Annotated in this window: 21 protein-coding genes; 8 read left to right on the top strand and 13 right to left on the bottom strand. The window is 65.2% G+C overall.

The features are described 5' to 3' along the window. Positions 1–152: 152 nt before the first annotated feature. The gene (locus tag ACVI1L_RS26685) at positions 153–1,376 is read left to right on the top strand and encodes a cytochrome P450 (protein WP_456784274.1); all 1,224 of its coding nucleotides are present in this window, start codon (positions 153–155) and stop codon (positions 1,374–1,376) included. Positions 1,377–1,501: 125 nt separating this feature from the next. Continuing rightward, complete coding sequence (gene rocD / locus ACVI1L_RS26680) at positions 1,502–2,716, top strand: ornithine--oxo-acid transaminase (protein WP_168857811.1); 1,215 nt, start codon at positions 1,502–1,504, stop codon at positions 2,714–2,716. Between the two features lie 525 nt (positions 2,717–3,241). On the opposite strand, the gene ACVI1L_RS26675 is transcribed toward rocD, so the two are convergent. Beyond that, positions 3,242–3,697 (bottom strand): hypothetical protein, encoded by a 456-nt coding sequence (locus ACVI1L_RS26675; protein ID WP_456784273.1) that lies wholly within the window; start codon positions 3,695–3,697, stop codon positions 3,242–3,244. 51 nt (positions 3,698–3,748) lie between these two features. On the opposite strand from ACVI1L_RS26675, the gene ACVI1L_RS26670 reads away from it, so the two are divergent. After that, complete coding sequence (locus tag ACVI1L_RS26670) at positions 3,749–4,672, top strand: Spy/CpxP family protein refolding chaperone (RefSeq protein ID WP_316398443.1); 924 nt, start codon at positions 3,749–3,751, stop codon at positions 4,670–4,672. Positions 4,673–4,801: 129 nt separating this feature from the next. Then, complete coding sequence (locus ACVI1L_RS26665) at positions 4,802–5,494, top strand: potassium channel family protein (RefSeq protein WP_028331847.1); 693 nt, start codon at positions 4,802–4,804, stop codon at positions 5,492–5,494. Positions 5,495–5,536: 42 nt separating this feature from the next. Here ACVI1L_RS26665 and ACVI1L_RS26660 read toward each other — a convergent pair whose 3' ends face one another. From ACVI1L_RS26660 to ACVI1L_RS26630, 7 genes are all read right to left on the bottom strand, one after another. Next, positions 5,537–6,400: a sugar phosphate isomerase/epimerase family protein gene (locus tag ACVI1L_RS26660; RefSeq protein WP_168857796.1), complete on the bottom strand. Its 864-nt coding sequence runs from the start codon at positions 6,398–6,400 to the stop codon at positions 5,537–5,539. Next, on the bottom strand, positions 6,400–7,593 hold the full coding sequence (locus tag ACVI1L_RS26655) for a dihydrodipicolinate synthase family protein (RefSeq protein ID WP_456784272.1): 1,194 nt from the start codon (positions 7,591–7,593) through the stop codon (positions 6,400–6,402). Before ACVI1L_RS26655 ends, ACVI1L_RS26660 begins: the two co-directional genes overlap by 1 nt. A 14-nt stretch (positions 7,594–7,607) precedes the next feature. Then, a complete protein-coding gene (locus ACVI1L_RS26650) occupies positions 7,608–8,759 on the bottom strand; it encodes a Gfo/Idh/MocA family protein (RefSeq protein WP_456784271.1) in 1,152 nt (383 codons plus the stop codon). Next, entirely contained in the window at positions 8,756–10,162 is a 1,407-nt protein-coding gene (locus ACVI1L_RS26645) for a hypothetical protein (protein WP_456784270.1), read from the bottom strand. The genes ACVI1L_RS26650 and ACVI1L_RS26645 overlap by 4 nt, the downstream gene beginning before the upstream one ends. A gap of 14 nt (positions 10,163–10,176) precedes the next feature. Then, positions 10,177–11,022, bottom strand: coding sequence for an ABC transporter ATP-binding protein (locus ACVI1L_RS26640; protein ID WP_229191462.1), 846 nt, complete (start codon positions 11,020–11,022; stop codon positions 10,177–10,179). 124 nt (positions 11,023–11,146) lie between these two features. Further along, positions 11,147–12,145: an ABC transporter substrate-binding protein gene (locus tag ACVI1L_RS26635; RefSeq protein ID WP_420888234.1), complete on the bottom strand. Its 999-nt coding sequence runs from the start codon at positions 12,143–12,145 to the stop codon at positions 11,147–11,149. A gap of 136 nt (positions 12,146–12,281) precedes the next feature. Beyond that, positions 12,282–13,091 (bottom strand): ABC transporter permease, encoded by an 810-nt coding sequence (locus ACVI1L_RS26630; RefSeq protein WP_076827105.1) that lies wholly within the window; start codon positions 13,089–13,091, stop codon positions 12,282–12,284. 293 nt (positions 13,092–13,384) lie between these two features. Between ACVI1L_RS26630 and ACVI1L_RS26625 the strand changes: the two genes are divergently transcribed. Beyond that, positions 13,385–14,413, top strand: a complete 1,029-nt coding sequence (locus ACVI1L_RS26625) for an IS110 family RNA-guided transposase (RefSeq protein ID WP_057016162.1) — start codon at positions 13,385–13,387, stop codon at positions 14,411–14,413. Between the two features lie 396 nt (positions 14,414–14,809). On the opposite strand, the gene ACVI1L_RS26620 is transcribed toward ACVI1L_RS26625, so the two are convergent. Together ACVI1L_RS26620 and ACVI1L_RS26615 are read right to left on the bottom strand one after the other, a co-directional pair. Continuing rightward, complete coding sequence (locus ACVI1L_RS26620) at positions 14,810–15,466, bottom strand: TetR/AcrR family transcriptional regulator (RefSeq protein WP_057017592.1); 657 nt, start codon at positions 15,464–15,466, stop codon at positions 14,810–14,812. 218 nt (positions 15,467–15,684) lie between these two features. Then, a complete protein-coding gene (locus ACVI1L_RS26615) occupies positions 15,685–16,533 on the bottom strand; it encodes a VOC family protein (RefSeq protein ID WP_229191460.1) in 849 nt (282 codons plus the stop codon). Positions 16,534–16,759: 226 nt separating this feature from the next. Between ACVI1L_RS26615 and ACVI1L_RS26610 the strand changes: the two genes are divergently transcribed. Then, positions 16,760–17,653 (top strand): sugar kinase, encoded by an 894-nt coding sequence (locus ACVI1L_RS26610; protein ID WP_018270479.1) that lies wholly within the window; start codon positions 16,760–16,762, stop codon positions 17,651–17,653. A gap of 21 nt (positions 17,654–17,674) precedes the next feature. Continuing rightward, the gene (gene rbsK / locus ACVI1L_RS26605; RefSeq protein WP_168857803.1) at positions 17,675–18,610 is read left to right on the top strand and encodes a ribokinase; all 936 of its coding nucleotides are present in this window, start codon (positions 17,675–17,677) and stop codon (positions 18,608–18,610) included. Positions 18,611–18,712: 102 nt separating this feature from the next. Here rbsK and ACVI1L_RS26600 read toward each other — a convergent pair whose 3' ends face one another. Beyond that, entirely contained in the window at positions 18,713–19,936 is a 1,224-nt protein-coding gene (locus tag ACVI1L_RS26600; RefSeq protein ID WP_057017492.1) for an NAD(P)/FAD-dependent oxidoreductase, read from the bottom strand. Positions 19,937–20,193: 257 nt separating this feature from the next. Here ACVI1L_RS26600 and ACVI1L_RS26595 point away from each other — a divergent pair, with 257 nt between their 5' ends. After that, on the top strand, positions 20,194–20,988 hold the full coding sequence (locus ACVI1L_RS26595) for an enoyl-CoA hydratase/isomerase family protein (RefSeq protein WP_253587458.1): 795 nt from the start codon (positions 20,194–20,196) through the stop codon (positions 20,986–20,988). Positions 20,989–20,996: 8 nt separating this feature from the next. Here ACVI1L_RS26595 and ACVI1L_RS26590 read toward each other — a convergent pair whose 3' ends face one another. Continuing rightward, complete coding sequence (locus ACVI1L_RS26590) at positions 20,997–22,337, bottom strand: TRAP transporter large permease (protein ID WP_076826995.1); 1,341 nt, start codon at positions 22,335–22,337, stop codon at positions 20,997–20,999. Next, the gene (locus ACVI1L_RS26585) at positions 22,334–22,918 is read right to left on the bottom strand and encodes a TRAP transporter small permease (protein ID WP_076826996.1); all 585 of its coding nucleotides are present in this window, start codon (positions 22,916–22,918) and stop codon (positions 22,334–22,336) included. The genes ACVI1L_RS26590 and ACVI1L_RS26585 overlap by 4 nt, the downstream gene beginning before the upstream one ends. Between the last annotated feature and the right edge of the window lie 109 nt (positions 22,919–23,027).

Below are 23,027 nucleotides of genomic sequence, written 5' to 3'. Positions count from 1 at the left end.
TCATCAAAGCGCAAAACCGCATATGGCTCTGCGATTTGCTCGCACCACGCGACGCCCCGCCGCGCTGTTCCCGGCCCCAGCAAATTGTGTTGCGCGGCCGCCGCCCGCGGCTTACGATAGTTGCAAATGAAACTAATTGGGTTGGATGCGCCATGAACGGACACGCGCGCGAGCTGGCTGACGGCTTCGACCTCGAGAAGCTGACGCCGGAGTTCTATGCCGACCCCTACCCGACCTATCGCGCGTTGCGCGAGAGCGCGCCGGTCAAGCGGCTGCCGAACGGCTGCTATTTTCTCACCCGCTACGACGACCTCATCGCCGCCTACAAGAACACCAAGGCATTCTCCTCCGACAAGAAGAAGGAGTTCTTGCCGAAATACGGCAACTCGCTGCTCTACGAGCATCACACGACCAGCCTCGTCTTCAACGATCCGCCGGCGCATACCCGCGTGCGGCGGCTGATCATGGGCGCATTGTCGCCGCGGGCGATCGCCGGCATGGAGCCTGACCTGATCGCGCTGGTCGACAGCCTGCTCGACCGGATCGAGACCCGCGACCGCTTCGAGCTGATCGGCGACTTCGCCTCGGCCATTCCGGTCGAGGTGATCGGCAATCTGCTCGACGTGCCGCACGACGAACGCGAGCCGCTGCGTGACTGGTCGCTGGCGATCCTGGGCGCGCTGGAGCCGGTGATCGGCAAGGAGGCGTTCGACCGCGGCAACAATGCGGTGAAGGATTTCCTCGCCTATCTCGAAACGCTGGTTGAACGCCGCCGCAAGAAGCCGGGCAATCCCGAACGCGACGTGCTGACAAGGCTGATCCAGGGTGAGGACAATGGCGAGCGGCTGACCGCGAAGGAATTGCTGCACAACTGCATCTTCCTGCTCAACGCCGGCCACGAAACCACGGCCAATCTGATCGGCAACGGGCTGGTGACGCTCAGCCAAAATCCGGATCAGAAGCAACGGCTGATCGCGCAACCCGAACTCATCAAGACCGCGGTCGAGGAGATGCTGCGCTACGAAAGCTCGAACCAGCTCGGCAACCGCATGATCGTGGAAGAGACCGAGCTCGGCGGCATCAAGCTGCCGGCGGGCACGCTGGTCACGCTGTGCATCGGCGCGGCCAACCGCGACCCCGCGCAATTCCCCAACCCCGAAGCTTTCGACGTCGCGCGCACGCCGAACCGCCACCTCGCCTTCGGCACCGGCGCGCATCAATGCGCCGGCATGGCGCTGGCGCGCCTCGAAGGCGCCATCGCGATCTCGCGGTTCCTCAAACGCTTGCCGAACTACGCGCTCGACGGCGCGCCGGTGCGCGGCGGGCGGGTGCGCTTCCGCGGCTTCCTCAGCGTGCCCTGCAGCATCAGCGCATAAGACGACACATTGTCGCCTGCGAATTTGGCTGGCGACACACTTCCCTGTGGAGGAACTGATGCCCAAATCAACTGCAGGCACGATTTGATGTAGTCTCTCGTACGCTGCAGCGGGAGTGACGCATGATGAATGCATCGGTCACTGATTTCCTCGCAACCGAAGCGCAGTTCGGCACTTACAATTACGAGCCGATCGGGGTCGTGCTGTCGCGCGGCGAAGGCGTCTGGGTCTGGGATACCGATGGCAACCGCTATCTCGACTGCCTCTCCGCCTATTCGGCGGTGAGCCAGGGCCACTGTCATCCGAAGATCCTCGCAGCCATGATCGAGCAGGCGCATCGGCTGACGCTGACCTCGCGCGCCTTCCACAACGACCAGCTTGCTCCCTTCTACCGCGAGCTCGCGGAGCTGACCGGCTCGCACAAGGTGCTGCCGATGAACAGCGGCGCCGAGGCGGTGGAGAGCGCGATCAAGTCGGTGCGCAAATGGGCCTATGAGGTCAAGGGCGTGCCGGACGGGCAGGCCGAGATCATCGTCTGCGCCAATAATTTCCACGGACGCACGCTCGGCATCGTCGGCTTCTCGACCGATCCCGGCTCGCGCGACCATTTCGGCCCATTCGCGCCGGGCTTCAAGATCATCCCGTTCGGCGATGCCGCCGCGCTCGAGCAGGCGATCACGCCGAACACCGCGGCCTTCCTGGTCGAGCCGATCCAGGGCGAAGCCGGCGTCGTGATTCCTCCGCCAGGCTATTTCGCCCGCGTGCGCGAGCTGTGCACCACGCATAATGTGATGCTTGTGCTCGACGAGATTCAGACCGGGCTCGGCCGTACCGGCAAGCTGCTCGCCGAGCAGCACGAAGGGATCGAGGCCGACGTGACGCTGCTCGGCAAGGCGCTGTCGGGCGGCTTCTATCCGGTGTCGGCGGTGCTTTCCAACAACGCCGTGCTCGGCACGCTGCGGCCCGGCCAGCACGGCTCGACCTTCGGCGGCAATCCGCTGGCCTGCGCGGTGGCGCGGGCGGCGCTGCGCGTGCTGATCGACGAGGGAATGATCGAGAACGCCGCGCAACAGGGCGCCCGCTTTCTCGCCGGATTGCAGGACATCCGCGCCAACGTGATCCGCGAGGTGCGCGGGCGCGGGCTGATGTTGGCGATCGAGCTGCATCCCGAAGCCGGCGGCGCCCGTCGCTATTGCCTGGCGCTGCAGGCGCGCGGCATCCTCGCCAAGGACACCCACGAGCACACCATCCGGATCGCTCCGCCGCTGGTGATCACGGCCGATCAGGTCGACTGGGCGACGGAGCGGATCGCGGCGACCCTCACGCAGGACGTTTCCTGACGGTTCCCCTCGCCGGAAGACCGTAACGCCGGCCGTAGCCACAACGAACGAATCCGACGTCGGTGCGTTAAAGTACTGCGGGCGACTGTTGAACGGAGAGCTAAGCTCATGCTTTCCCGCAGCGCTTTGCTTGTTGTCTTTTCGATTGGCAGCTCGATGCTCGTGGCGCACGGCGGCGCGTCCGCCCAGCCACACGGAAAGGGTCCACCGGCGGCAAGGCCGGCTGCACCGGCCGCAATGGCGCGTCCCGCCGCGCCGATGGTACACGCCGCCCCTCCCGCAATGGCCAGGCCGCCCGCAATGGCGAGACCGCCTGCAATGGCTCGGCCACCCGCGATGGCACGGCCGGCAGCACCCGCGTTCCACGCCCCGCAGCGACCGGCGATGGCGCCGCGCCCGGCCCCGCATTTCGCCGCCCCGTCGGTGCGCCAGGCCCCCCATATCGCCGCGCCGCGTGTCGCAACGCCACGCCCCGAATTCCGTCGAGGAGCACCGCAGCGCCAGGCTCCGCATATCGCGGCGCCATCACGCCCGAGTCCACCTTCGCGCTTGAGCGAGCGGCCGTCGCCGACGGAGCGCGTTCAACAGCGCGCGCAGCAGCATCAGCAGATGATCCAGCAACGCCAGCAGGCGGCGCAGCAGCGGCAGCGTGACGCGCTCTCGCGCCAGACCACCGAGCGGCAGACCCGGATCGATCGCCTGCAGCAACGCGTGCAGCAATTGCAGTCGCAAAAGGTCCAAGGTGCACGCGCGCAACGCGTCCATAACCGTGCCCTGCAGGCGCAGAGCCGTCTGTTGCAACGCGAGCAGCGTGCGCAGCAGGCCGACGTTGCCCGCCAGCAGAGATTGGCGCCGGCAGCAACGGTTGGAGCCGCGGTCGCGACCACAGCCGCGACGCAGGCGGCGCAGCGCGAGCGGTTTGCCGCGCACTTCCGCGAGCAGGCAGGCGCGCAAGGCCCGGCAGGGCTTGCGGCGCGCCAAGGCGGCTGGGCGCCCCGACATGCCTGGCGACGCGGCAGCCACGCGGCCTTCGTGGCGTGGCTTGGGCCGGTGTTCTGGCCCTACGCCTATTCGGACATCTTTGACTACACGTTCTGGTCCTATGCCTACGAGCCCGGCTATTGGGCCTACGCCTATGACGACTTCGTCGACACCGTGTTCTGGGACACCAACAGTCCCTACTCCGCCTATGCCAGCATCTATCCTGGCGACTATCCGGCGACCGCGGGCCGCGATCGGTCCCGTCAGCGCACCGACACGAGCCCGCAGGCAGTCAAGCAGCTCTGCGGCGAACCGGACAAGGGCGTCACGGCCTGGCCGCTTGCCGACATCGCGCGGGCGGTACGGCCGGACCAGCAGCAGCGCGCCCTGCTCGACGAGTTGAAGACATCAGCGGCAAAGGCCGCCGATATCTTCAAGGACTCCTGTTCGGACAGCTATGCCATGACGCCCACCGGCCGCTTGCGGTCGATGCAAAACCGCATCAGCGCGACGCTCGAGGCGATCAAGATCGTGCGGCCTGCGCTGGAGAATTTCTACAGCTCGCTCAGCGACGAGCAACAGGCCCGCTTCAATGCGCTCGGTCCACATGTCGGCGAGCGTTCGCCGCAGCAGGAGGCGACCGCGCAAGCCGGCAATTGTGGCGATTCGAAATCCGACCTGGCGCACCTGCCGATCAACCGGATCGCGGCCTCGCTTCATCCAGCCGGCAAGCAGAAGGAGGCGCTCGACCGCCTGAGCGATGCGACCACAAGAGCCATCGCGGACCTGCAGGCGGCCTGCCCGAACGACGTGCCGCTGACGCCGGTCGGCCGGCTGGAGGCGATGCAGCACCGGCTCGAAGCCATGCAGAAGGCCGCGAAGCTGATCGAGCCCGCACTGGACGAGTTCTATGCGATGCTGAGCAGCGAGCAGAAAGCCCGCTTCAACACGCTGCAGCGGGTCGCGAGCCCCTGAGACGGCCGGACGGCGATCCGGATCGCCGGGCGCGCCACAGAATGCCAGCCCCCCATCTTGCCTTTGCGGCCGGCGCGCAGCAATGTCTGGTACCGGCATCCCGATGCAATGCCGAATGACGGGGCGGGAATGAAGCGCGGCTGGATGAGCACTGGCGAGCTACGCGAGCGCTGGGGCGATTCCTTGTTGACGGTGCTCACTGTCCTGCTCCTGGTCATGATTTTCGTGGTGGCGCCGTTGCAGGCGTTGGGGCTGTTCGAGTTCCAGATTTTTGAGCTCCTGCTCGCGCTGGTCCTGGTCGGCGGCGTCTTCCTGATGTCAGGCAGCACGCTGGCGGTCGTCACGATGCTGGTCGCGCTCGTCATGATCGTCACGGGCGGGATCCTGAGACTACGCTCACCTTCAATTTTCGATCTCAACCTGTTCGCCGCATCCTGGCTGCTCGTCGGCCTCACCATGGCCGTGACGGTGGCGCGCGCGACGTTCGCGCCAGGCCGCGTCACCTATCACCGTGTGATCGGCGCGGTCCTGCTCTATCTCACGGTCGCCGTGATCTTCGCGGCGCTCTACACCTTTGTCGGCACGCTGAGGCCCGATGCATTTCCCGGCATGAAGGTGGAAGACAGCCCGACATTGGCGAGCCGCGTCCTCTATTTCAGCTTCGCCACGCTCACGACGACAGGTTATGGCGACGTCGCTCCGTTGCATCCGATCGCGCGGAGCCTGTGCAATCTCGAGGCGATCTTCGGCCAGCTCTATCCGGCAACGCTGCTGGCGCGGCTCGTCACGCTTGAGATCGAGCACCGCAACGAGGAGTCCTGATGGGGCGGGAAGCATGCAGCGCCGTGCCCACCTGACGGCGTACTAGACCACCGTCCGGTGCCGCTCGATGCAGGTTCGCAGCACTTCGTCCAGCGGACGGCCCCACCAGTCATTCGAAAAGATCTCAATCTCCGAATAGCCGTCAAAGCCCTGCGCCTCGACGGCGGCGCGCACCGATCTGATGTCGATGACGCCGTCACCCATCATGCCGCGGTCGTTGAGGATGTCCTTGGTCGGCACCAGCCAGTCGCAGACATGGAACGCGAGCAGGCGATCCTGGCCGGCGCGCGCGATCTGGCGCATCAGCTCCGGATCCCACCAGATGTGATAGACGTCGAGCGCGACGCCGATCGCGCCGGTTCTGCCGGGATCGAGTGCGTCGCAGATATCGAGCGCATGCCTTGTGGTGTTCACGCAGGCGCGGTCGGCGGCATAGGCCGGATGCAGCGGCTCGATCGCGAGCGGCAGCTTTGCTTGTTTCGCATAGTCCAGCATCTCGGCGATGCCGTCATGCACCTGCGATCGTGCCAACGCAATATCCTTCGACGCCGCGCTGCCCGGCCGCGAATATTGCGGCAGGCCGCCGACCACCAGCACGATGCAGGAGGCGCCGAGCGCGGCCGCCTCGTCGACCGCACGGCGATTGTCGTCGCGCGCTTCGCTGCGATGCACGCCATCTGCCGTGAACATGCCGCCGCGGCAATAGCCCGACAGATCGAGCCCGGCATCCTTGACCGCACGGACGGCGCGATCGAGGCCGACGGCTGCAACCTGGTCGCGCCAGGGATCGATGGCGCGGATGCCATGGCGCGCGCAGGCCTCGACGATGGCGAGAAGATCGCCCTGCTTGCGGACGGTCGCCGTGTTCAGCGACAGCCAGCGGTGGTCGTTGGAAAAGTCGCGCATCAGGCGTCGATGCCGCGCGTGGCCAGGATCGTCGCCATCCGGCGCGTCGCGAGCTCCGGATTGGCGAGCAGACCAGCCTTGTCGGCGAGCCGGAACAGCTCGGCAAGATGCAAGGTCGAGCGCGCGCTCTCCTGCCCGCCGACCATCGTAAAATGATCCTGGTGCCCGTTGAGATAGGCCATGAACACGATGCCGGTCTTGTAGAAGCGCGTCGGCGCCTTGAAGATGTGGCGCGACAGCGGCACCGTCGGTCCAAGCACATCGTGGAAGCTGGCCTCATCGCCGGCCGCGAGCCGCGACAGCGCGTAGGACGCCGCCGGTGCGATCGCATCGAAAATGCCGAGCAGCGCGTGGGAAAATCCCTTGTCGTCGCCGGCGATCAGTTCGGCATAGTTGAAGTCGTCGCCGGTGTACATTTTGACCCGCGGATCGAGTCGGCGCCGCATGTCGATCTCGCGCTGCTTGTCGAGCAGCGAGACCTTGACGCCATCGACCTTGGCCGCATTGGCGTTGATGATCGCAACCGCCGTATCCATCGCCTTGTCGAGATCGGCCGTGCCCCAGTAACCTGATAGCGCCGGATCGAACATGTCGCCGAGCCAATGGATGATCACGGGCTCACGAACCTGCGACAGCACGCGGTCGTAGACCCTGGCGTAGTCGTCAGCGCTCTTGCCGAGCTTTGCCAATGCGCGCGAGGCCATCAGGATGATGCGGCCACCGGCCTTCTCCACTGCCGCGATCTGCTCCTCATAGGCACGGATCACATCATCGATCGACCTGGCATCTTCCACCGGGAGATGGTCGGTGCCGGCGCCGGAAAACACCAGCGCATTGCCCCTGGCCTTGGCCGCCTTCACCGAGCGCTGGATCAGTTCGAGCGAGGTCGGCCAATCCAGCCCCATGCCGCGCTGCGCGGTGTCCATGGCTTCGGCGACGCCGAGGCCGAGGTCCCAGACGTGCTCACGAAACGCGATCGTCCTGTCCCAGTCGATCGCCGCGGCCAGCCAGGGATCGACGTCGGCGCGCGGATCGGCCACCACATGCGCGGCCGAGAATGCCACGCGGTTCAGCGTACCCTCGAGCTTCGCCGGAAAGGTCCGCGACGCCGCCAGGCGATAGGTCTCGAGGGCGCCATCGGCGGTCGGCAGCTTCAGCGACTGAGATGATATCGGCCGGACTGGCTTGTTCATGACAAAGTCCCTTCTCAGACTGATATCGGGGCGACGTCGATCCAGCGCCGCTCCTTCCAGCTCTTCAGCGCGCATTCGGCGAGCTGCACGCCCTTGGCGCCTTCGAGCAGGGTGTATTTGTAGGGCGCGTCCTCGCAGACATGGCGGATGAACATCTCCCACTGTTCCTTGAAGCCGTTGTCGTAGACGACGTTCTCAGGCAGCTTCTGCCAGTCGGCATAGAAATCATGCATCCGCTTCTCGTCCGGATTCCACACCGGCCGCGGCGTCGCCTGGCGTGCCTGGATCACGCAGTCGGTCAGGCCCGCCACCGCCGAGCCATGGGTGCCGTCGACCTGGAAGGTGACGAGGTCGTCGCGGTAGACACGCGTCACCCAGCTCATGTTGATGTGCGCAATGACGCCACCCTTCAGGCGGAACGTGGCGTAGGCGGAATCATCGGCGGTCGCCTGGTATTTCTTGCCCTTCTCGTCATAGCGCTCGGGGATGTCAGTCGTGCCGAGGCAGGTCACGCTCTCGACTTCGCCGAACAGATTGTCGAGCACGTAGCGCCAGTGGCAGACCATGTCGAGGATGATGCCGCCGCCGTCTTCGGCGCGGTAGTTCCACGACGGCCGCTGCGCTTCCTGCCAGCCGCCCTCGAACACCCAATAGCCGAACTCGCCGCGCACCGAGAGCATGCGGCCGAAGAAGCCGGAGTCGCGCAGGAAGGCCAGCTTCTTCAGGCCCGGCAGGAACAGCTTGTCCTGCACGGTGCCGTGCTTGAGGCCCCTGGCATTGGCGAGCTTCACCACCGCAACGGCCTCCTCGAGGTTGGTCGCGATCGGCTTCTCGCAATAGACATGCTTGCCGGCGTTGATCGCCTTGGTCAGCAGCGAGGGCCGCGCCTGCGTGGTCGCGGCGTCGAAGAACACGGTGTCGCCGTTGCCCGCGAGCGCACGATCGAGATCGGTGGTGTGGCGTTCGATGTTGTAGCGTTTTGCCAACGCGCCGACCTTCTCGGCGTCGCGGCCGACCAGGATCGGATCGGGCATGACGCGGTCGCCGTTCGCGAGCCGCACACCGCCCTGCTCGCGGATCGCGACGATCGAGCGGATCAGATGCTGGTTGAGCCCCATCCGGCCGGTGACGCCGTTCATGATCAGGCCGAGGCGTTTGGTCGTCATACTGCTTGCTCCTGCGAAACGCGTGGTGTTGGCCGCTTGAGCGGCTGCATGGTGGACCAGTCCGGATGGATCGAACTGGCAAAGCCCGGCGCGACGGCGATCGATTCCGTCAGCAGATCGCCGTCATGGATCGCGAGGCGGACCTTGCTGCCCGCGCGCGTGTAGAGATCGGAATGCGCGGTGAGGAAGGCGTCGGCCTCGTCAGCCGGGGTGTCGGCAAAGCCATCGACATAATGATGTCCGTTGCGCTCGGCATGGGTGACGCCGATCAGCGCCCCGAGCGCGAGGTCCTGCTGCACGCCGAGCCCGGCCTGGCAGGTCAGGTCCTCGCCGCTGATGAAATACCCGCCGCTCTCAGCGTTCCACGCCGCCGCGCGGGTGGCGTTGATGATGGACTTGTAGATGCCCTTGCAGGATTTCGAGGAGATGCCGCGATAGCCGAGCACGCGGGCCTGCGGGAATGCGTCATAGGAATCGTCGGCTTCGTCGATGATGATGCCGTACGCCGCCAGTTTCCCGAGCGGCGAGGCTCTTGTGATATCGCGCGGCATCGGCTGCTCGATATAGAGCAGGTTTGCCCTGATCGGCTGCAGCGCCGCGTCATGGTCGAGCCGGTCGACCAGCGCGTTCAGCGCGGCAAGGTCGGCATATTGCTCGTTGGCGTCGAGCGTGATCCTGGTTGCGTAAGGCAGCTTTGCGAGCTCGCCGCCGATCCGCGCCAGCCGCGCCGCGTCATGTGCGGGATCGCCGTTCAGCTTAAGCTTGAAATAGCGCGCACCGGCGTTCTCGTTGCGGTCGGCGACGCCGCCCTCGCCTTCAACCTTGTCGTCCATTCCGACCGTGTGCCTGACGGCGACACGCTCGAGCCGTTGGCGCGTCGACAGAAACCGCGCGATCGCCGCGTCGTCTAGATCAGGCGTCAGCCGCTCGTCGATGCCGGCGATGTTGTCGGCCATGCCGGCGAAGAAATTCGCGCCGGTCGCGCGCAGCAGCGCATCCAGGATCGCCTTGTCGATCTCGGCCGGACCGAAGCCGGCGGCAAGCGGCGGAATGTCTTCGGCAGCGCAGGCCGCAACCTGCGGGCCGATACGTTCGGCGTGGAGGCCGAACGCGGTGTCAAAGCCCCTGTTCGTCAGATAGAGCTCGCGCGCAACCGCAAGCGAGCGGCGAAGTCCGTCGAGCGACTGCGCCTCGGTGAGATGCGGCCGCTTGTCGAACCATTTCGGCGCCAGCATCTCGGCGCTGGCGCCGGTGGCGCGGCCCTTGCCCTCCACCTCGATCTCGACCCGCACGAACATCTGCGTCGACGCGGTGATCGTCACCGCGCCGAAGCGGAACGGCCGGGCGAACACCAGCGGCCGTTCGAAGAAGGCGATATCGTTGACTTTGAGGCGAAGCGGCATTGACGGCTCGGGTGTTAGTCCAGCGACCCCTGTGAGAAGAAATGCTTCCGGATCCGCTGCACCAGTTCGTTGAAGACAGGATCGGACATCGTCTCGAGCGAGCGCGGCCGTGGCATCGGCACGTCGTAGATCGCGGCGATCGCGCCGGGCCGCTCGGTCATCACGAGCACGCGGTCGGCGAGGAACACGGCTTCCGGGATCGAGTGCGTGATCAACAGGACCGTCTTGCCGGTCTCGCGCTGGATCCGCATCAATTCGACATTCATCCGCTCGCGCGTCATGGCGTCGAGCGCGCCGAACGGCTCGTCCATCAGCATGATCTTGGGGTCGTGCACCAGGGCGCGACAGATCGAGGCGCGCTGCTGCATGCCGCCGGACAGCTGCCAGGGCAGCTTCTTCTCGAAACCTTCGAGGCCGACCAGCTTCAGCAGATCCTTGGCGCGCGCGAGATACTTGTCCCGCGGCAGCTGCTTCATGTCGATCGGCAACATCACGTTGGAGAGGATGTTGCGCCACGGCAGCAGCAGCGCGTTCTGGAACACGATGCCGACATTGCCGTGCGGCCTGGTCACCGGCTCGCCGTCGACCAGCACCTCGCCGGTCGTCGGCGGCAGCAGGCCCGAGATCATCTTTAGCAGCGTGGACTTGCCGCAGCCGGAGGGCCCGACCACGACAAAGAACTCGCCGTCGTTGATGGTGAAGTCGAGCGGCCGCAGCGACGGCACATCGCCGTCGCGTGACCGGTAGGTCTTCGAGACGCCGGAGAGTTTGATACCCGGCGTGGCATACGCGGCGCGGTCCGACACCAGGCGCAGATGCGCGGCGGGCTGAACATCGGCTGGTTTGGTTGCAGGATTCATTCTGTCGAATCCACTGGGATGTAGAATGCTGTCATTCCGGGATGGTCCGAAGGACCAGACCCGGAATCCCGAGATTCCGGGTTCGATGCTTCGCATCGCCCCGGAATGACGGTGTTTGTTGCGCTCACGAGTCACCCTTCGGCAGATAGTCGTTGGTGTAGAACGCCTTCGGATTGGCCTTGGCCTTGGCGTCGAGGCCGCCATACTCGACCATCAAATTGACCGACTCGGTCATGTTCTGGTCGGTGACCTGGAACGGCCGCCTGGTCCTGGTCTCCGGCGTACGATAGAGCGGGATCGTCAGCTCGAAGCCTTGCGTCAACGTGTGGATCTTGCCGCCCTTCGGGTTGGCGTCGAGGATCGACTGCGCAGCGGCCTTGGGGTCCTTCTCCGCGGCTTCCACCGCCTTTGTCGTCGCCGACATGAAGCGGCGGACCAGGTCCGCATTGGCCTTCACATAGTCGGAGTTCGCGATGATGCCCGACGACACCATGTTGATGCCGTAGTCGGCGAACTTGATCGGATAGACGTCCTTGCCGGTGGCGTCCTTGATCTTCATCGACTGGTCCATGACGTAGCCGAGCAGCAGGTCGGCCTGGCCGTTGATCACGGCGTTGAGCTTGGTCTGGCCGTCGCCGGCGACGGTGTTGAAATCGCTTTCCTTCAGACCGGTCTTCTTCAGGAACAGCGGCCAGATCTGCGTCATCGAATCCGCCGGCGTGATCGCGACCGTCTTGCCCTTGATGTCCTCCGGCTTCCTGATGTTCTTGTCGGCAAGGCTCATCGCCGACATCGGGCTGGTCTGCAGCAGCACGCCGGTGGCAATCACCGGCGCACCCTTCACGGCCGCGCGCATCATCGTCGGCACGTCGACATAGCCGAAATCGGCGGTCTTGGCGGCCACCGCCTGCGTGGTCGCGGCCGAGCCGCGGCCTTCCTGGATCTCGAGGTCGATGCCCTCAGTGGCATAGATGCCCTTGGCCTTGCCGTAATAGAACGGCGCGTGCTCGCCGTAGACGTACCAGTTCAGCATCAGCACGACCTTGTCGGCCGCAGATGCAGGGGCCACCGCAAGCGCGGTCCAGGCCAGTGCGGCAATGACAGCAGTGATCAATCGCATCACGTTCTCTCCCTGTTTTTCGTCATTGCGAGGAGCGAGAGCGACGAAGCAATCCATTTCTCAGCTTGTGGCGCGATGGATTGCTTCGCTTCGCTCGCAATGACGGTTTCCCTTTTCGTTAGGTGGCTCTGCGATATCCCTAGGAAGCAAAAATGATGTCATCGCGCTGGCTGACGTGCCAGGGGATCACCAGCCGCTCGATGCGGTCGACGATCCAGAACAGGATGACGCCGAGCAGCGCGAGGATCGCCAGCGCGGCGAACATCGTCGGCAGGTCGAAGGTGCCGATCGAGCGCTGCATCACATAGCCGATGCCGGAATTGGAGCCGACGAACTCGCCGACGACGGCGCCAACCACGGCGAGCGTCACCGAGACTTTCAGGCCGGAGAAGATCGCGGGCATCGCGTGCGGCAGGTTGACCGCACGGAACACCTGGAAGCGGCTGCCCTGCATCGCGCGCGCCAGATCGACCATATCAGGGTCGACCGACTTGAAGCCCTGCACCGCCGACACCACCACGGGGAAGAAGCCGAGCAGGAACGCGGAGATCACCTTGGGGATGATGCCGAAGCCGAACCACACCACGAACAGCGGCGCGATCGCGATCTTCGGCACGGATTGGGAGAACACCAGCAGCGGATAGACGTAGCTCTCGATCGTCTTCGAGCCCGCGATCAGCATCGCAACGGGAATGCCGAACAGCGCCGAGAGCAGGAAGCCGCAGATCGTTGCATAGGTTGTCGGCCAGGACTGCCGCAGCAGTTCCGGCCAGTCGCTCCACAGCACCGCGACGACGTCGCCGGGCGAGGGAATTTGGTAGGCGGGAATATGGAACAAGCGGATCGCGAGGTCCCAGGCCGCCACGATGACAACCAAAAACAGGAACGGACGTACCCACGCCGCATTCAGCACCTTCGACAGGCCCGAAGGGCTCTTTGCCTCCGCCACGTCACGCTCCCTTTGCAGTCTCTCTGTTCGTTCAGAAATTAACCCGTTGGATAAATACTGTCCAGCCCCAAGCGCGCGGCAAAATCGCGCCGAAATACGCGACTTTCGTCAGGTGAGAATTTTTGTCGGATGAGACTTCGTAGATGGGGTAACGGGCCGGCCGCCCGCTCGCTACGGCGCAATTTGGAAGCGCGCTCGCGAGCGGCCTGTTGGTTGGAAGGCGGTCGTCCCTCAAACTGATGGTGTTCAACGGAGTCGGGCAAGCCCGCTCCAAGCATCATTAAGGGACGACCATGTACCACTATGCAGGAATTGACGTGTCTTTGGAATGCTCGAGCGTTTGCCTTGTCGATGGGACAGGCAAGATTTTGCGCGAGACGAAGGTTGCGAGCGAGCCGGCGGCGCTGATCGCCTGGTTCCGGTCGCTGGGTCTGGTACTGGAACGGATCGGGCTGGAGGCAGGCCCCTTGTCGCAATGGCTGTATGCGGGTCTGCGAGACGCAGGGCTTGCGGTCGAGCTGCTGGAAACGCGGCACGTTCGCGAAGCCTTCAAGTCGATGCCGGTGAAGACGGACCGCAACGATGCCCGCCGGATCGCGCAGTTGATGCGGCTCGGCTGGTTCCGGCCGGTGCACTGCAAGTCGGTCGCGGCGCAGGAGACCCGCGCCATCCTGACGGCGCGCAAGCTGCTGCAATCCAAGCTTCGCGATGTCGAGAACAGCCTGCGCGGCATACTTCGCGGTTTTGGCCTGAAGGTCGGTGCGACCACCGAGCGCACGTTCGCCGGGCGCATCCGCGAGCTCGTGACCGGCCATCCCGGACTGGAGTTGGTCGCGGCGGCGCTGCTCCAAGCCCATGCGGTGCTGCTGCGGGAGTTCAAGAGCCTGGACAAGCACACCCAGAAGCTCGCCAGGACGCATCCATCCGCCAAGCTCCTGATGACAACGCCGTCCGTTGGTCCGATCGTGGCGCTCACCTATGCCGCGGCGATCGACGACCCGAAGCGCTTCCGCTCCTCGAAGGCCACGGGAGCCCACTTTGGGCTCACCCCGAAGAAGTACCAGTCCGGTGAGACCGACTACACCGGCCGCATCAGCAAGATCGGGGATGCCTCCGTGCGCGAGGCGCTCTACCAGGCAGCTCACGTCATGCTGACCAAGCCGGTCAAGAATTGCTCGGCATTGAAGAGCTGGGCGATGCGGATCGCCCGGCGCGCAGGCATGCGCAAGGCCAAGGTAGCGCTGGCTCGCAAGCTCGCCGTGATCCTGCATCGCATGCTCGCCGACACCAAACCGTTCAACCCGATGACCAAGGCCATCTAGCCAGGAGCAGCAATCGGTTCCGGGCGGGCCACGACACCAGGCTCTCCCCGAGCGAAGTCCCTCCGCTGGGACGATGGATCCGGTCAGGCCGCCATCCGGGAAGTGGCTCACGACCACGCAATCCGTAGATTGGCCGGCCGGCTCCTCAATGCACCCCATCAGGCGACGGCCTTCGCGCCGATCCCGTACAGAAGCAAGTGCCCGGCGAGTGGATGACGCGAAAAGGGATTGACTAACCAAGGCCCGTTACAGAAGCCCGGATGAAGCGCAGCGAAATCCGGGACCGCTATCCGCGCATGCAACTCCCCGGATTGCGCGGAGCCTGTCATCGGGCGCGCGTTCGCGCGACCCGTTGGCTCCATCCGGGCTACGGATCACCGCAACGATCGCAAGACCTCACACCACGCGGTGCTCGGCCGCGCGCAGCACCGGCATCGCGCCGCCGAACGCCGCCGTGGATTTGCCGGTCAGCGCCGCCAGCACCAGCGCGGTCATGTGCTCGAGGCGCTCGTCGCGGGCGTCCTTCTTCAAGAGGTCGCGGCCGAAGATCACGCTCAGCGTAGCGCTGTTGGATAGATAGAAGAACGCCAGCCCGGCGATCGAGATGTAGAGCTGCACCGGATCGACCGCGACGCGGAAATCGCCGCTCTCGACCCCGCGCGTCACCACGGTGCGGATCATCTCGACAAAGGGCGAGTGCATCGACTTGACCTTGGTCGAACGCTTCAGGTGTTTTGCCTTGGCGAGGTTTTCGGTGTTCAGGAGCGCCAGGAACTCGGGATTGCGCAGAAAATAGTTCCACGTGAAGTCGATCAGACGCCCGATCGCCTCGGGCGGATCGAGATGCTCGAGATCGAGGGTGCGCTCCTCGGCGCGGATCTTCTCATAGGCGCCTTCCAGCACCTCAAGATAGAGATCCTCCTTGTTGCCGACGTGGTAGTACAGCATGCGCTTGTTGGCGTCGGCGTTGGCCGCGATGCGGTCGACCCGCGCGCCGGCGAGGCCATGGGCGGCGAATTCCTGCTTGGCAGCCTCGAGAATCCGCAGCCGCATCCCCTGGGGGTCGCGCTGCCATCTCTGTATTCGCTTTGCCTTGGCCAAATCGATCGCCCGTGATGCTGAATTGATGAATGTAGCATGACGAACGACGTTTGAGAACGAATGTTGTCGTGACGGCCATGCGGGAATATTTCTCGCAGACGCGGCATGCAGCGTTCTCCCTGCCATTCCCGGATACACGCTGTCATGACGACGCGCGCATGAAACGCGGCCTAGTCCGGTTTTCCTTGCGAAGGCTGCACCAGAAGCGTCGGCACACCGCATGTGCTGTTGCGCACCGTCATCACGCGCGTGCCGGGCTTGCGGCCGGTACGAACCTCGGAGACGTCGACGCCAGCGGCGATCAGCCGCGCACGTGTGGCGTCGATATCGGTGACGCGCCAGCAGATGCCGCGCAGCCGGTCCGGCGCGTCCGTCTCCGATTTGCCCGGCCGGTGCGTGACCTCGACCACGAGGTCGCCGCAGCGGAAGAACATCAGCCGGCCCCACTCCGGATGCGACCGGTCGAGCGCCATGTCGAGCCCGAGCCGCGCGCCATAGAGCGCGGCGGCGCGTTCCGGGTCGGCGGTCGAAACCACCACATGATCCATCGCGGTGATCGATGCGGTCGTGGTACGCACCGACAACGGCCGCTCCTGCTCGCGTTCCAGGAAGAACATGCGCACGCCGCGCGTCGCATCGGTCGCGGCCCGCGTACGCTTCCACGACAGCACGGCGCCGCTGGTCTCGTCGCGGCTTTCGACTTCAGTGACGGGTTCGGGCTTCAGCGTCAGCCGGTCGAGCCGGCGGTGTGTCCTGGCGATGTCGCTGGTGCGGAAGCAGAGGCTCGCAAGCCCCTCACCTTGCGTAACGAGCGCGCTGCGGACGCGCTGGGCTGCATCGTCGTCGCCGTGCGGCGCCACCAATTCCAGCGTGGTGTTGTCGAGCGTGAACAGCGTGCGGTCCGCGCCGCCGCCGCGGTAGCGCCAGGACGGCGTCCGCGCGAACAGCGTCTCGTAGGCAGCGCCGGCAGCAGCGATGTCACTGGTCAGGACGACGATGTGATCGAGACCGGTAATCATGGCTGCAACCTCCCCGAATCTGCCGTCATTGTGTTTCTCCCTTAACCCAACCCGGAACCACGGACTGCCGCCGGCCGTTATGCCGCATGCCAGAACGGCCCGGCGCAGCCATCATCTCTACCTGTAAACCAGGCAGGGTTGCGAATATTTTCAGCGATATCGGCCGATCAGCAATGCTAGTCTGGAACCGCCGGCCGGGACCACACCAAGCCACGACGGAAAGCGAATGCAGGCCCTCTTCATCGGACAGACCTATATCGACGTCACCTTCATCACAGATCACATGCCTGTTGGCGACGAAAAGCACGTCGCCGACGCCTATGCGGTGTCGTTCGGCGGCAACGCCGTGACCGCAGCATTCTGCTGCGCCAAGCTCGGCGTCCCGCCGGACCTGATCGCCACCATGGCCAATGACTGGCTGGGACGGATGTTCTGGGACATGGCCGACAGGTACGGCATCTCGTTCCACCCCCGCAAGGTCAACTCCTCCTCGCTGTCCTTCATCATGCCGAACGACGGCAAGCGCGCCATCGTCCGCTGCCGCGACGACCAGCACATCCACCCCTTTCCGCTGCTGAACATCAAAGGCTGCCGCGCGCTGCACATCGACGGACACCAGCCGGACGCCGCGATCCATTATGCGAAGCTGTGCCGCGAGGACGGCATCCTGACCTCGCTCGACGGCGGCGGCCTGCGCACCAACACCCACGAGCTGCTCGCATTCATCGACATTGCGATCGTCGCCGAACGCCTGTGCGAGCAGATGGACAAGACGCCGGAGCAGATGCTCGACTATCTCAAGAGCCGCGGCTGCAAGGTCGGCGGCGTCACCATGGGCGAGCGCGGCCTGCTCTGGTATGACGAGGCCGGCACAGTGCGCACGCTGCCGGCTTTCCCGATCCCGCGCGCGCGCGTGATCGACACCAACGGCGCCGGCGACGTCTTCCACGGCGCCTACATCTACTCTTACCTTTCGAACCCGAGCAAAGGCTGGCATGAGCACTTCAAGTTCGCGCGTGCAGCCTCGACCTTCAAGATCCAGAAGCTCGGCAACGAGGCCGGCTTGCCGACACTCGCCGATATCGCAGCGGTCAAGCAGGAATTTCGCGCCGAGGCCTGATATCGGTGAACGGGGCTAGTCATGAGGCACGTCTTCGTCGCCGGCAGCATCAATATGGACGTGGTGGCGACCGCCGAGCGCCATCCGCGGATCGGCGAAACCGTCGCCGGCGAGGCCGTGCTCTATTTTCCCGGAGGCAAGGGCGCCAACCAGGCGGTGGCTTCGGCCAAGCTCGGCGTAGCGACCACGCTGATCGGCCGGCTCGGCACCGATGCGTTCGGCAAGGAGCTGCGAGCGTTCCTTGCCGCGCAAGGCGTCGATCTCACCTCGGTCAAGACCACGCACGGCACGCATTCCGGCACGGCGATCATCACGCTCGCCAATGCCGACAACACGATTGTCGTCGTGCCAGGCGCCAACGGGCTCGTTGACGCTCATGATGTCAAGGTCCCCTCACTTATGAAGGGTGACGTCGCGGTCAGCCAGTTCGAGATCCCGCTGCCGGCGATCGCTGCCTTCTTCCGGCGCGCCCGCGCCGTCGGCGCCACCACGATCCTCAATCCGGCACCGGCAAAACAGGCCGACAAGGCTCTGCTCGATCTCGTCGACATCCTCGTTCTGAACGAGACCGAACTCGGCTACCTGACTGGCACGGGGCTGCGCGACAGCGACACGCCGGAGCGCTTCTCCGAGGCGGCCCGGGCGTTGGGGCAAGGCAGGATCGTCTGCGTCACGCTCGGAAAGCGCGGCGTGCTGGCGCTGGTCGACAACCAGCCGCTGCTCGTGCCGGGACGCGAGGTCAAGGCCGTCGACACCACAGGCGCCGGCGATTGCTTCGTCGGCGCCCTCGCCTCACAGCTCGCCATCGGCAAGCCGCTCGGCGACGCGCTGGCCTACGCCAACGCCGCCGCCTCGATTTGCGTGCAACGGATGGGAGCCGCGCCGTCGATGCCGACGGCGGATGAGGTGGAGGACGCTCTCTCCCCAAGTCGTCCCGGCGAAGGCCGGGACCCATAACCACCGGCCACAGTTTGGGGGCACACGCGTGGCAACTGCGTTCGTCTCCGCCAACGACTGCCGCGGAGTATGGGTCCCGGCTTTCGCCGGGACGACGCTTGCTTACATTTGCGCCAGCGCACTCTTCAGATCAAAGCTCGCATCCGCCGCCTGCTCCGGCGTAATCGAGCCGCCGGCGCCGAGCAGCCGGCGGCCGAACATGTGATCGCCGGCGCGATTGATCGATTCGATGCCGAGCAGCTTGTCGCCGCGATAGCAGAACGCCGAGAACGCGCCCTGCGCGCGGTCGCCGCGCACTACGACGCGGTCGTAGCCGGTGGTGAGACCCGCCATCTGCAGCTTGTCGGGGCCCTGGTCGCTCCAGAACCACGGCAGACCGTCATAGACCTCGGTCTTGCCGGTCAGCCGCGACGCCACGCAGCGCGCATGGTCGGTCGCATTCTGCACCGACTCCAGCCGCAGCGACCCGCCGAAGCGTTTGCTGGTGTAGAGCGCGCAATCGCCGATCGCGGAGACATTCGGATCGGCGGTCAACAGATGCTCGTCGACGATGATGCCGGATGCCACCGGCAGCCCGGCCTCCGCCGCAAGCTCGACATTCGGCAGCACGCCGACACCGACCACGACGAGATCGGCCGGGATATGCGTGCCGTTGCTCAGGCTGACACCGGTAACCTTGCCGCCATCGGCCTCGATCGCCGTGACCTGCACCCCGAGGTGAATCCGGATGCCGGCCGCGCTGTGGCGGGATTGCGAGAACTCGGAAATCTCCGCGGTCACCGCCCGCGCCATCACGCGGGAGGCAAGCTCGACCACGTCGACCTCGAGGCCCTTGGCCCGGGCAGTGGCGGCGAATTCGAGCCCGATGAAGCCCGCACCGATCACGACGACGCGCATGCCGGGCGCGATCAAGTCGCGCAGCGCCTGGCTCTCATCCAGAATGCGCAGGTAGCGGACTGCGTCGAGCTTGGCGTTGGGGATATCCAGCAGCCGGTTCCGCGCGCCGGTTGCGAACACCAGGTGTCCGTAATCGAGCGACGCGCCGGAGGCGAGCGCCACCTTCCGCGCATTGCGGTCGATCGCATGGGCGCGATCGGTGATCAGCTCGATCTTGTTGTCCTGGTAGAACTTGTCGGGCCGGAACATCAGGCTCTCGGGCCCGCCGGTCCCTTTCAGATAGGCCTTCGACAGCGGCGGCCGCTGATACGGCAAATGGCCTTCGTCATTGATCAGGGCGATGCGCTCGGCGAAGCCGGCCTGGCGCAGCGACGCCGCGAGCTGGAAGCCGGCGTGTCCGGCGCCGACGATGATGACCGAGCCTGTCATCGGAACAACCCAAATACGCGCGAGCAGGAGCGACCCATGCCGTTTCCTCTTGTCGATGTTAGCTTGCTTGCCCCGTCCCCACAGCGCTCGTGTCTGCGTACCGAAGGCGCGTGCCATTTGGCCTCATGGCTCGCACCGATGCAAGGGGGTCCCAGGCGATTCTGGGCGCGCCCGCGGCCCCCGGGCGCCGGGCCGGATTGCCACGGCTCCCGCCAAGGCCTTAAATGTCCGGAACCAACAAGCCCAAGGTCTTCAATATGCCAGCACCCGCCCCCTCCGCCACCGACCCCGCTTTGCTCCGCATCGACGGCGCCATCGCGACCATCACACTGAACCGGCCGGCCGCGTTCAACGCGATCGACATGACGATTGCCAAGAAGCTCGAGCAGCTCAGCGCCGAGGTCGAAGCCAACAAGGACGTTCGCGTACTGGTCATCGAGGGCGAAGGCCGCGCCTTCTGCGCCGGCGGCGATCTGCAGACCATCGGCGCAGCGACCGAAGCCAACAATGTCGCCCCCGTGGTCGGCGAGATGCTTCACCACTACCATGCCTTCATCGAGACGGTCCGGCGGATGCCGAAGATCGTGCTATCCAGCGTGCATGGTTCGGCGGCCGGAGCCGGCATGGGCCTCGCGTTCGTGACCGACCTGTGTATCGCCGCAGAGGATGCCCGCTTCACGCCCGCCTATGCCAAGATCGGCGTATCGCCGGATGGCGGCAGCACGGTCGGCATCGTCGGCACGGTCGGTACCCGCCGCGCGCTGCAGATTTTCCTGGCCGAGGATGGGTTCACCGCGCAGCAAGCCTATGAATGGGGTCTCGTCGTCAAGACCGTCCCCGCGGCCGAGCTGAAGGCGGCGACGCGGCAGCTCGCCGAGCGTCTGGCGCAAAATCCGCCCGCCGCGATCGCGGGGACCAAATCACTGGTCTATCAGGCCGCCACCACGCCGACCAAGCAGCAGCTCGACGCCGAGGAACACAAGATCATCACGGCGATGCATACCGATGATTTCCGCGTCGCCGTGAAGAAGTTCACCAGCAAGTCGAAGTAGAGGTTTGGCTAGTTCGGGCAAATGTACCCCGTGCCGCCGGGTGCCTTGAAGCAGCCGACCGATTCCGGGATCACCTGCTTGGGCAGCCACAGCACGACCTTCGGAAAATAGATCGTGAAGCAGATCGTGACCAGGAACACGACATAGATCGGCAACGCCGCCCGCAACGCTTTTGCAAAACTGATGCCGACGAATTTCGAGGCCATCAGCAGCACGAGCCCGTAGGGCGGCGTGATCAGGCCGAACGCCAGCGTTGCGATCAGCACCACGCCCATGTGCACGCCGTTGATGTCGCCGGCCTGGGTCAAGGCGTTGACCAGCGGCATGAAGATGATGATGGTCGGCACCGGCTCGATGAAGTCGCCGACCACGGTGAACAGCAACACCATCAAGAGCATGATGAGGTGCGGGTCGTTACCGGCGATCGAGGTGATCCAGTCGGCGATGTAGATCGCGCCGCGCAGATAGGCCAGCATCCAGCCGAACGCGTTCGCCGCGCCGATCGTGATCAGCGGCAGCGAGAAGATCAGGCCGGCGAGGCAGAAATCATACGGGATCTTCTTCAGGTGCCCGCGGTTCAGCGCCGGGATCACCACGACGATGATGTAGGCGACCGCGACGACCCCGGCCTCGGTCGGCGTGAACCAGCCGGTCAGGATGCCGCCCAGCAGGATCACCGGGATCATCATCGGTAGCGCCGCGTCACCGGCGGCGAACGCAACCTGGCGCAGCGGCGCGCGTGGCTTGCGCAGGCCCGAGGGACCGAAGAAGTAGCAGTAGATCATCAGCCCGAAGCCGATCATCAGCCCGGGGACCACACCGGCCATGAACAGCCCGGCGATCGAGACATTGCCGACCGCGCCATAGACCACCGCCGTGATGCTCGGCGGCACCAGCGCTGCGATCGTCGACGCCGAGGCGATGATCGCGGCGATGAAGGCCGGCTCATACCCTTCCCGCCGCATCGGCCCGCCGAGCGCCCGGCTCATGACCGCGACATCGGCGGTGGTCGAGCCGGACATCTCCGAGAAGAACATGCTGAAGACGACAACGACCTGCGACAGCCCGCCCCTGATGTGACCGACCAGCGAGACCGACAGATTGGCGATGCGGACCACGACATTTGCCGAGCTCATGAGCTCGCCGACCAGCAGGAAGAACGGGATCGCAAGCAGCGCCTCGGAATCGACGCCGTCGAAGACCTTCTGGATGATCGCCGCCAGCGAGACGTCTGATAGCACTGCGCCGACGAACACGCCGGCCATCAGCGAGAACGGCACGGGCACGCCGAGATAGCCGAAGAACAGGAAGCAGAACGACATCAGCGCAAGCACGACCGGTGCGCTCACGGCTGCACTCCCGTCGTCGCGCGGGTATCGATCGCAGGAATCGGAAGGTGGTCATCCGGCGGCTCCGGATGGTCGAAGCCATTGCGGATCCCATTGACGAGCTGCTCGATCGTGAACAGGCCGATCAGGATGCCGGACAGCGGGATCACCGCATAGAGCGAGGCGATCGGCGTACCGGACGGCAGGCGGAAGCTGCCGAAGCCTCGGAGGTAATTTTGATAGCCGTACCAGACCAGGCAGAAGGCGACACCCAGCACCACCAGACGGATGACGATCTCGACGATCAGCCGCGACCTGCCATGCAGCGCTTCGGAGATCGCGGTGAGATAGAGATGGTCGTTGCGCCGTGTCGCGACCGCGGCCCCGATGAAGATCGCGTAGATGAACAGCGTCGAGGTCACCTCCTGCAGCCACAGCCAGGGATGACCGATGGTGCGGGTGACGATATCGGCGGTCACCGACAGCGAGAAGCCGAAGCACAGCAGGCCGCACAGCATCATCAGGATCAGCTCGAGCCGGTCGAGCGCCCGCCATTTCAGATGCCGCTGCCGTTGCAGCACCAGTGTGTCGGCGATGGCCATCGAATGCTCCGTCCTCGTATGTCGTCCCGGCGAAGGCCGGGACCCATAACCACCGGCGCCTGATGCTTTGAGAAAGAACGGCGGCCCGGTGCTTCAATGGACGAGCCGC

Source organism: Bradyrhizobium sp. USDA 4516 (assembly GCF_054055915.1).
The sequence above is the reverse complement of the archived record's forward strand: the minus strand, read 5'-3'. Positions and strand labels throughout refer to the sequence as shown.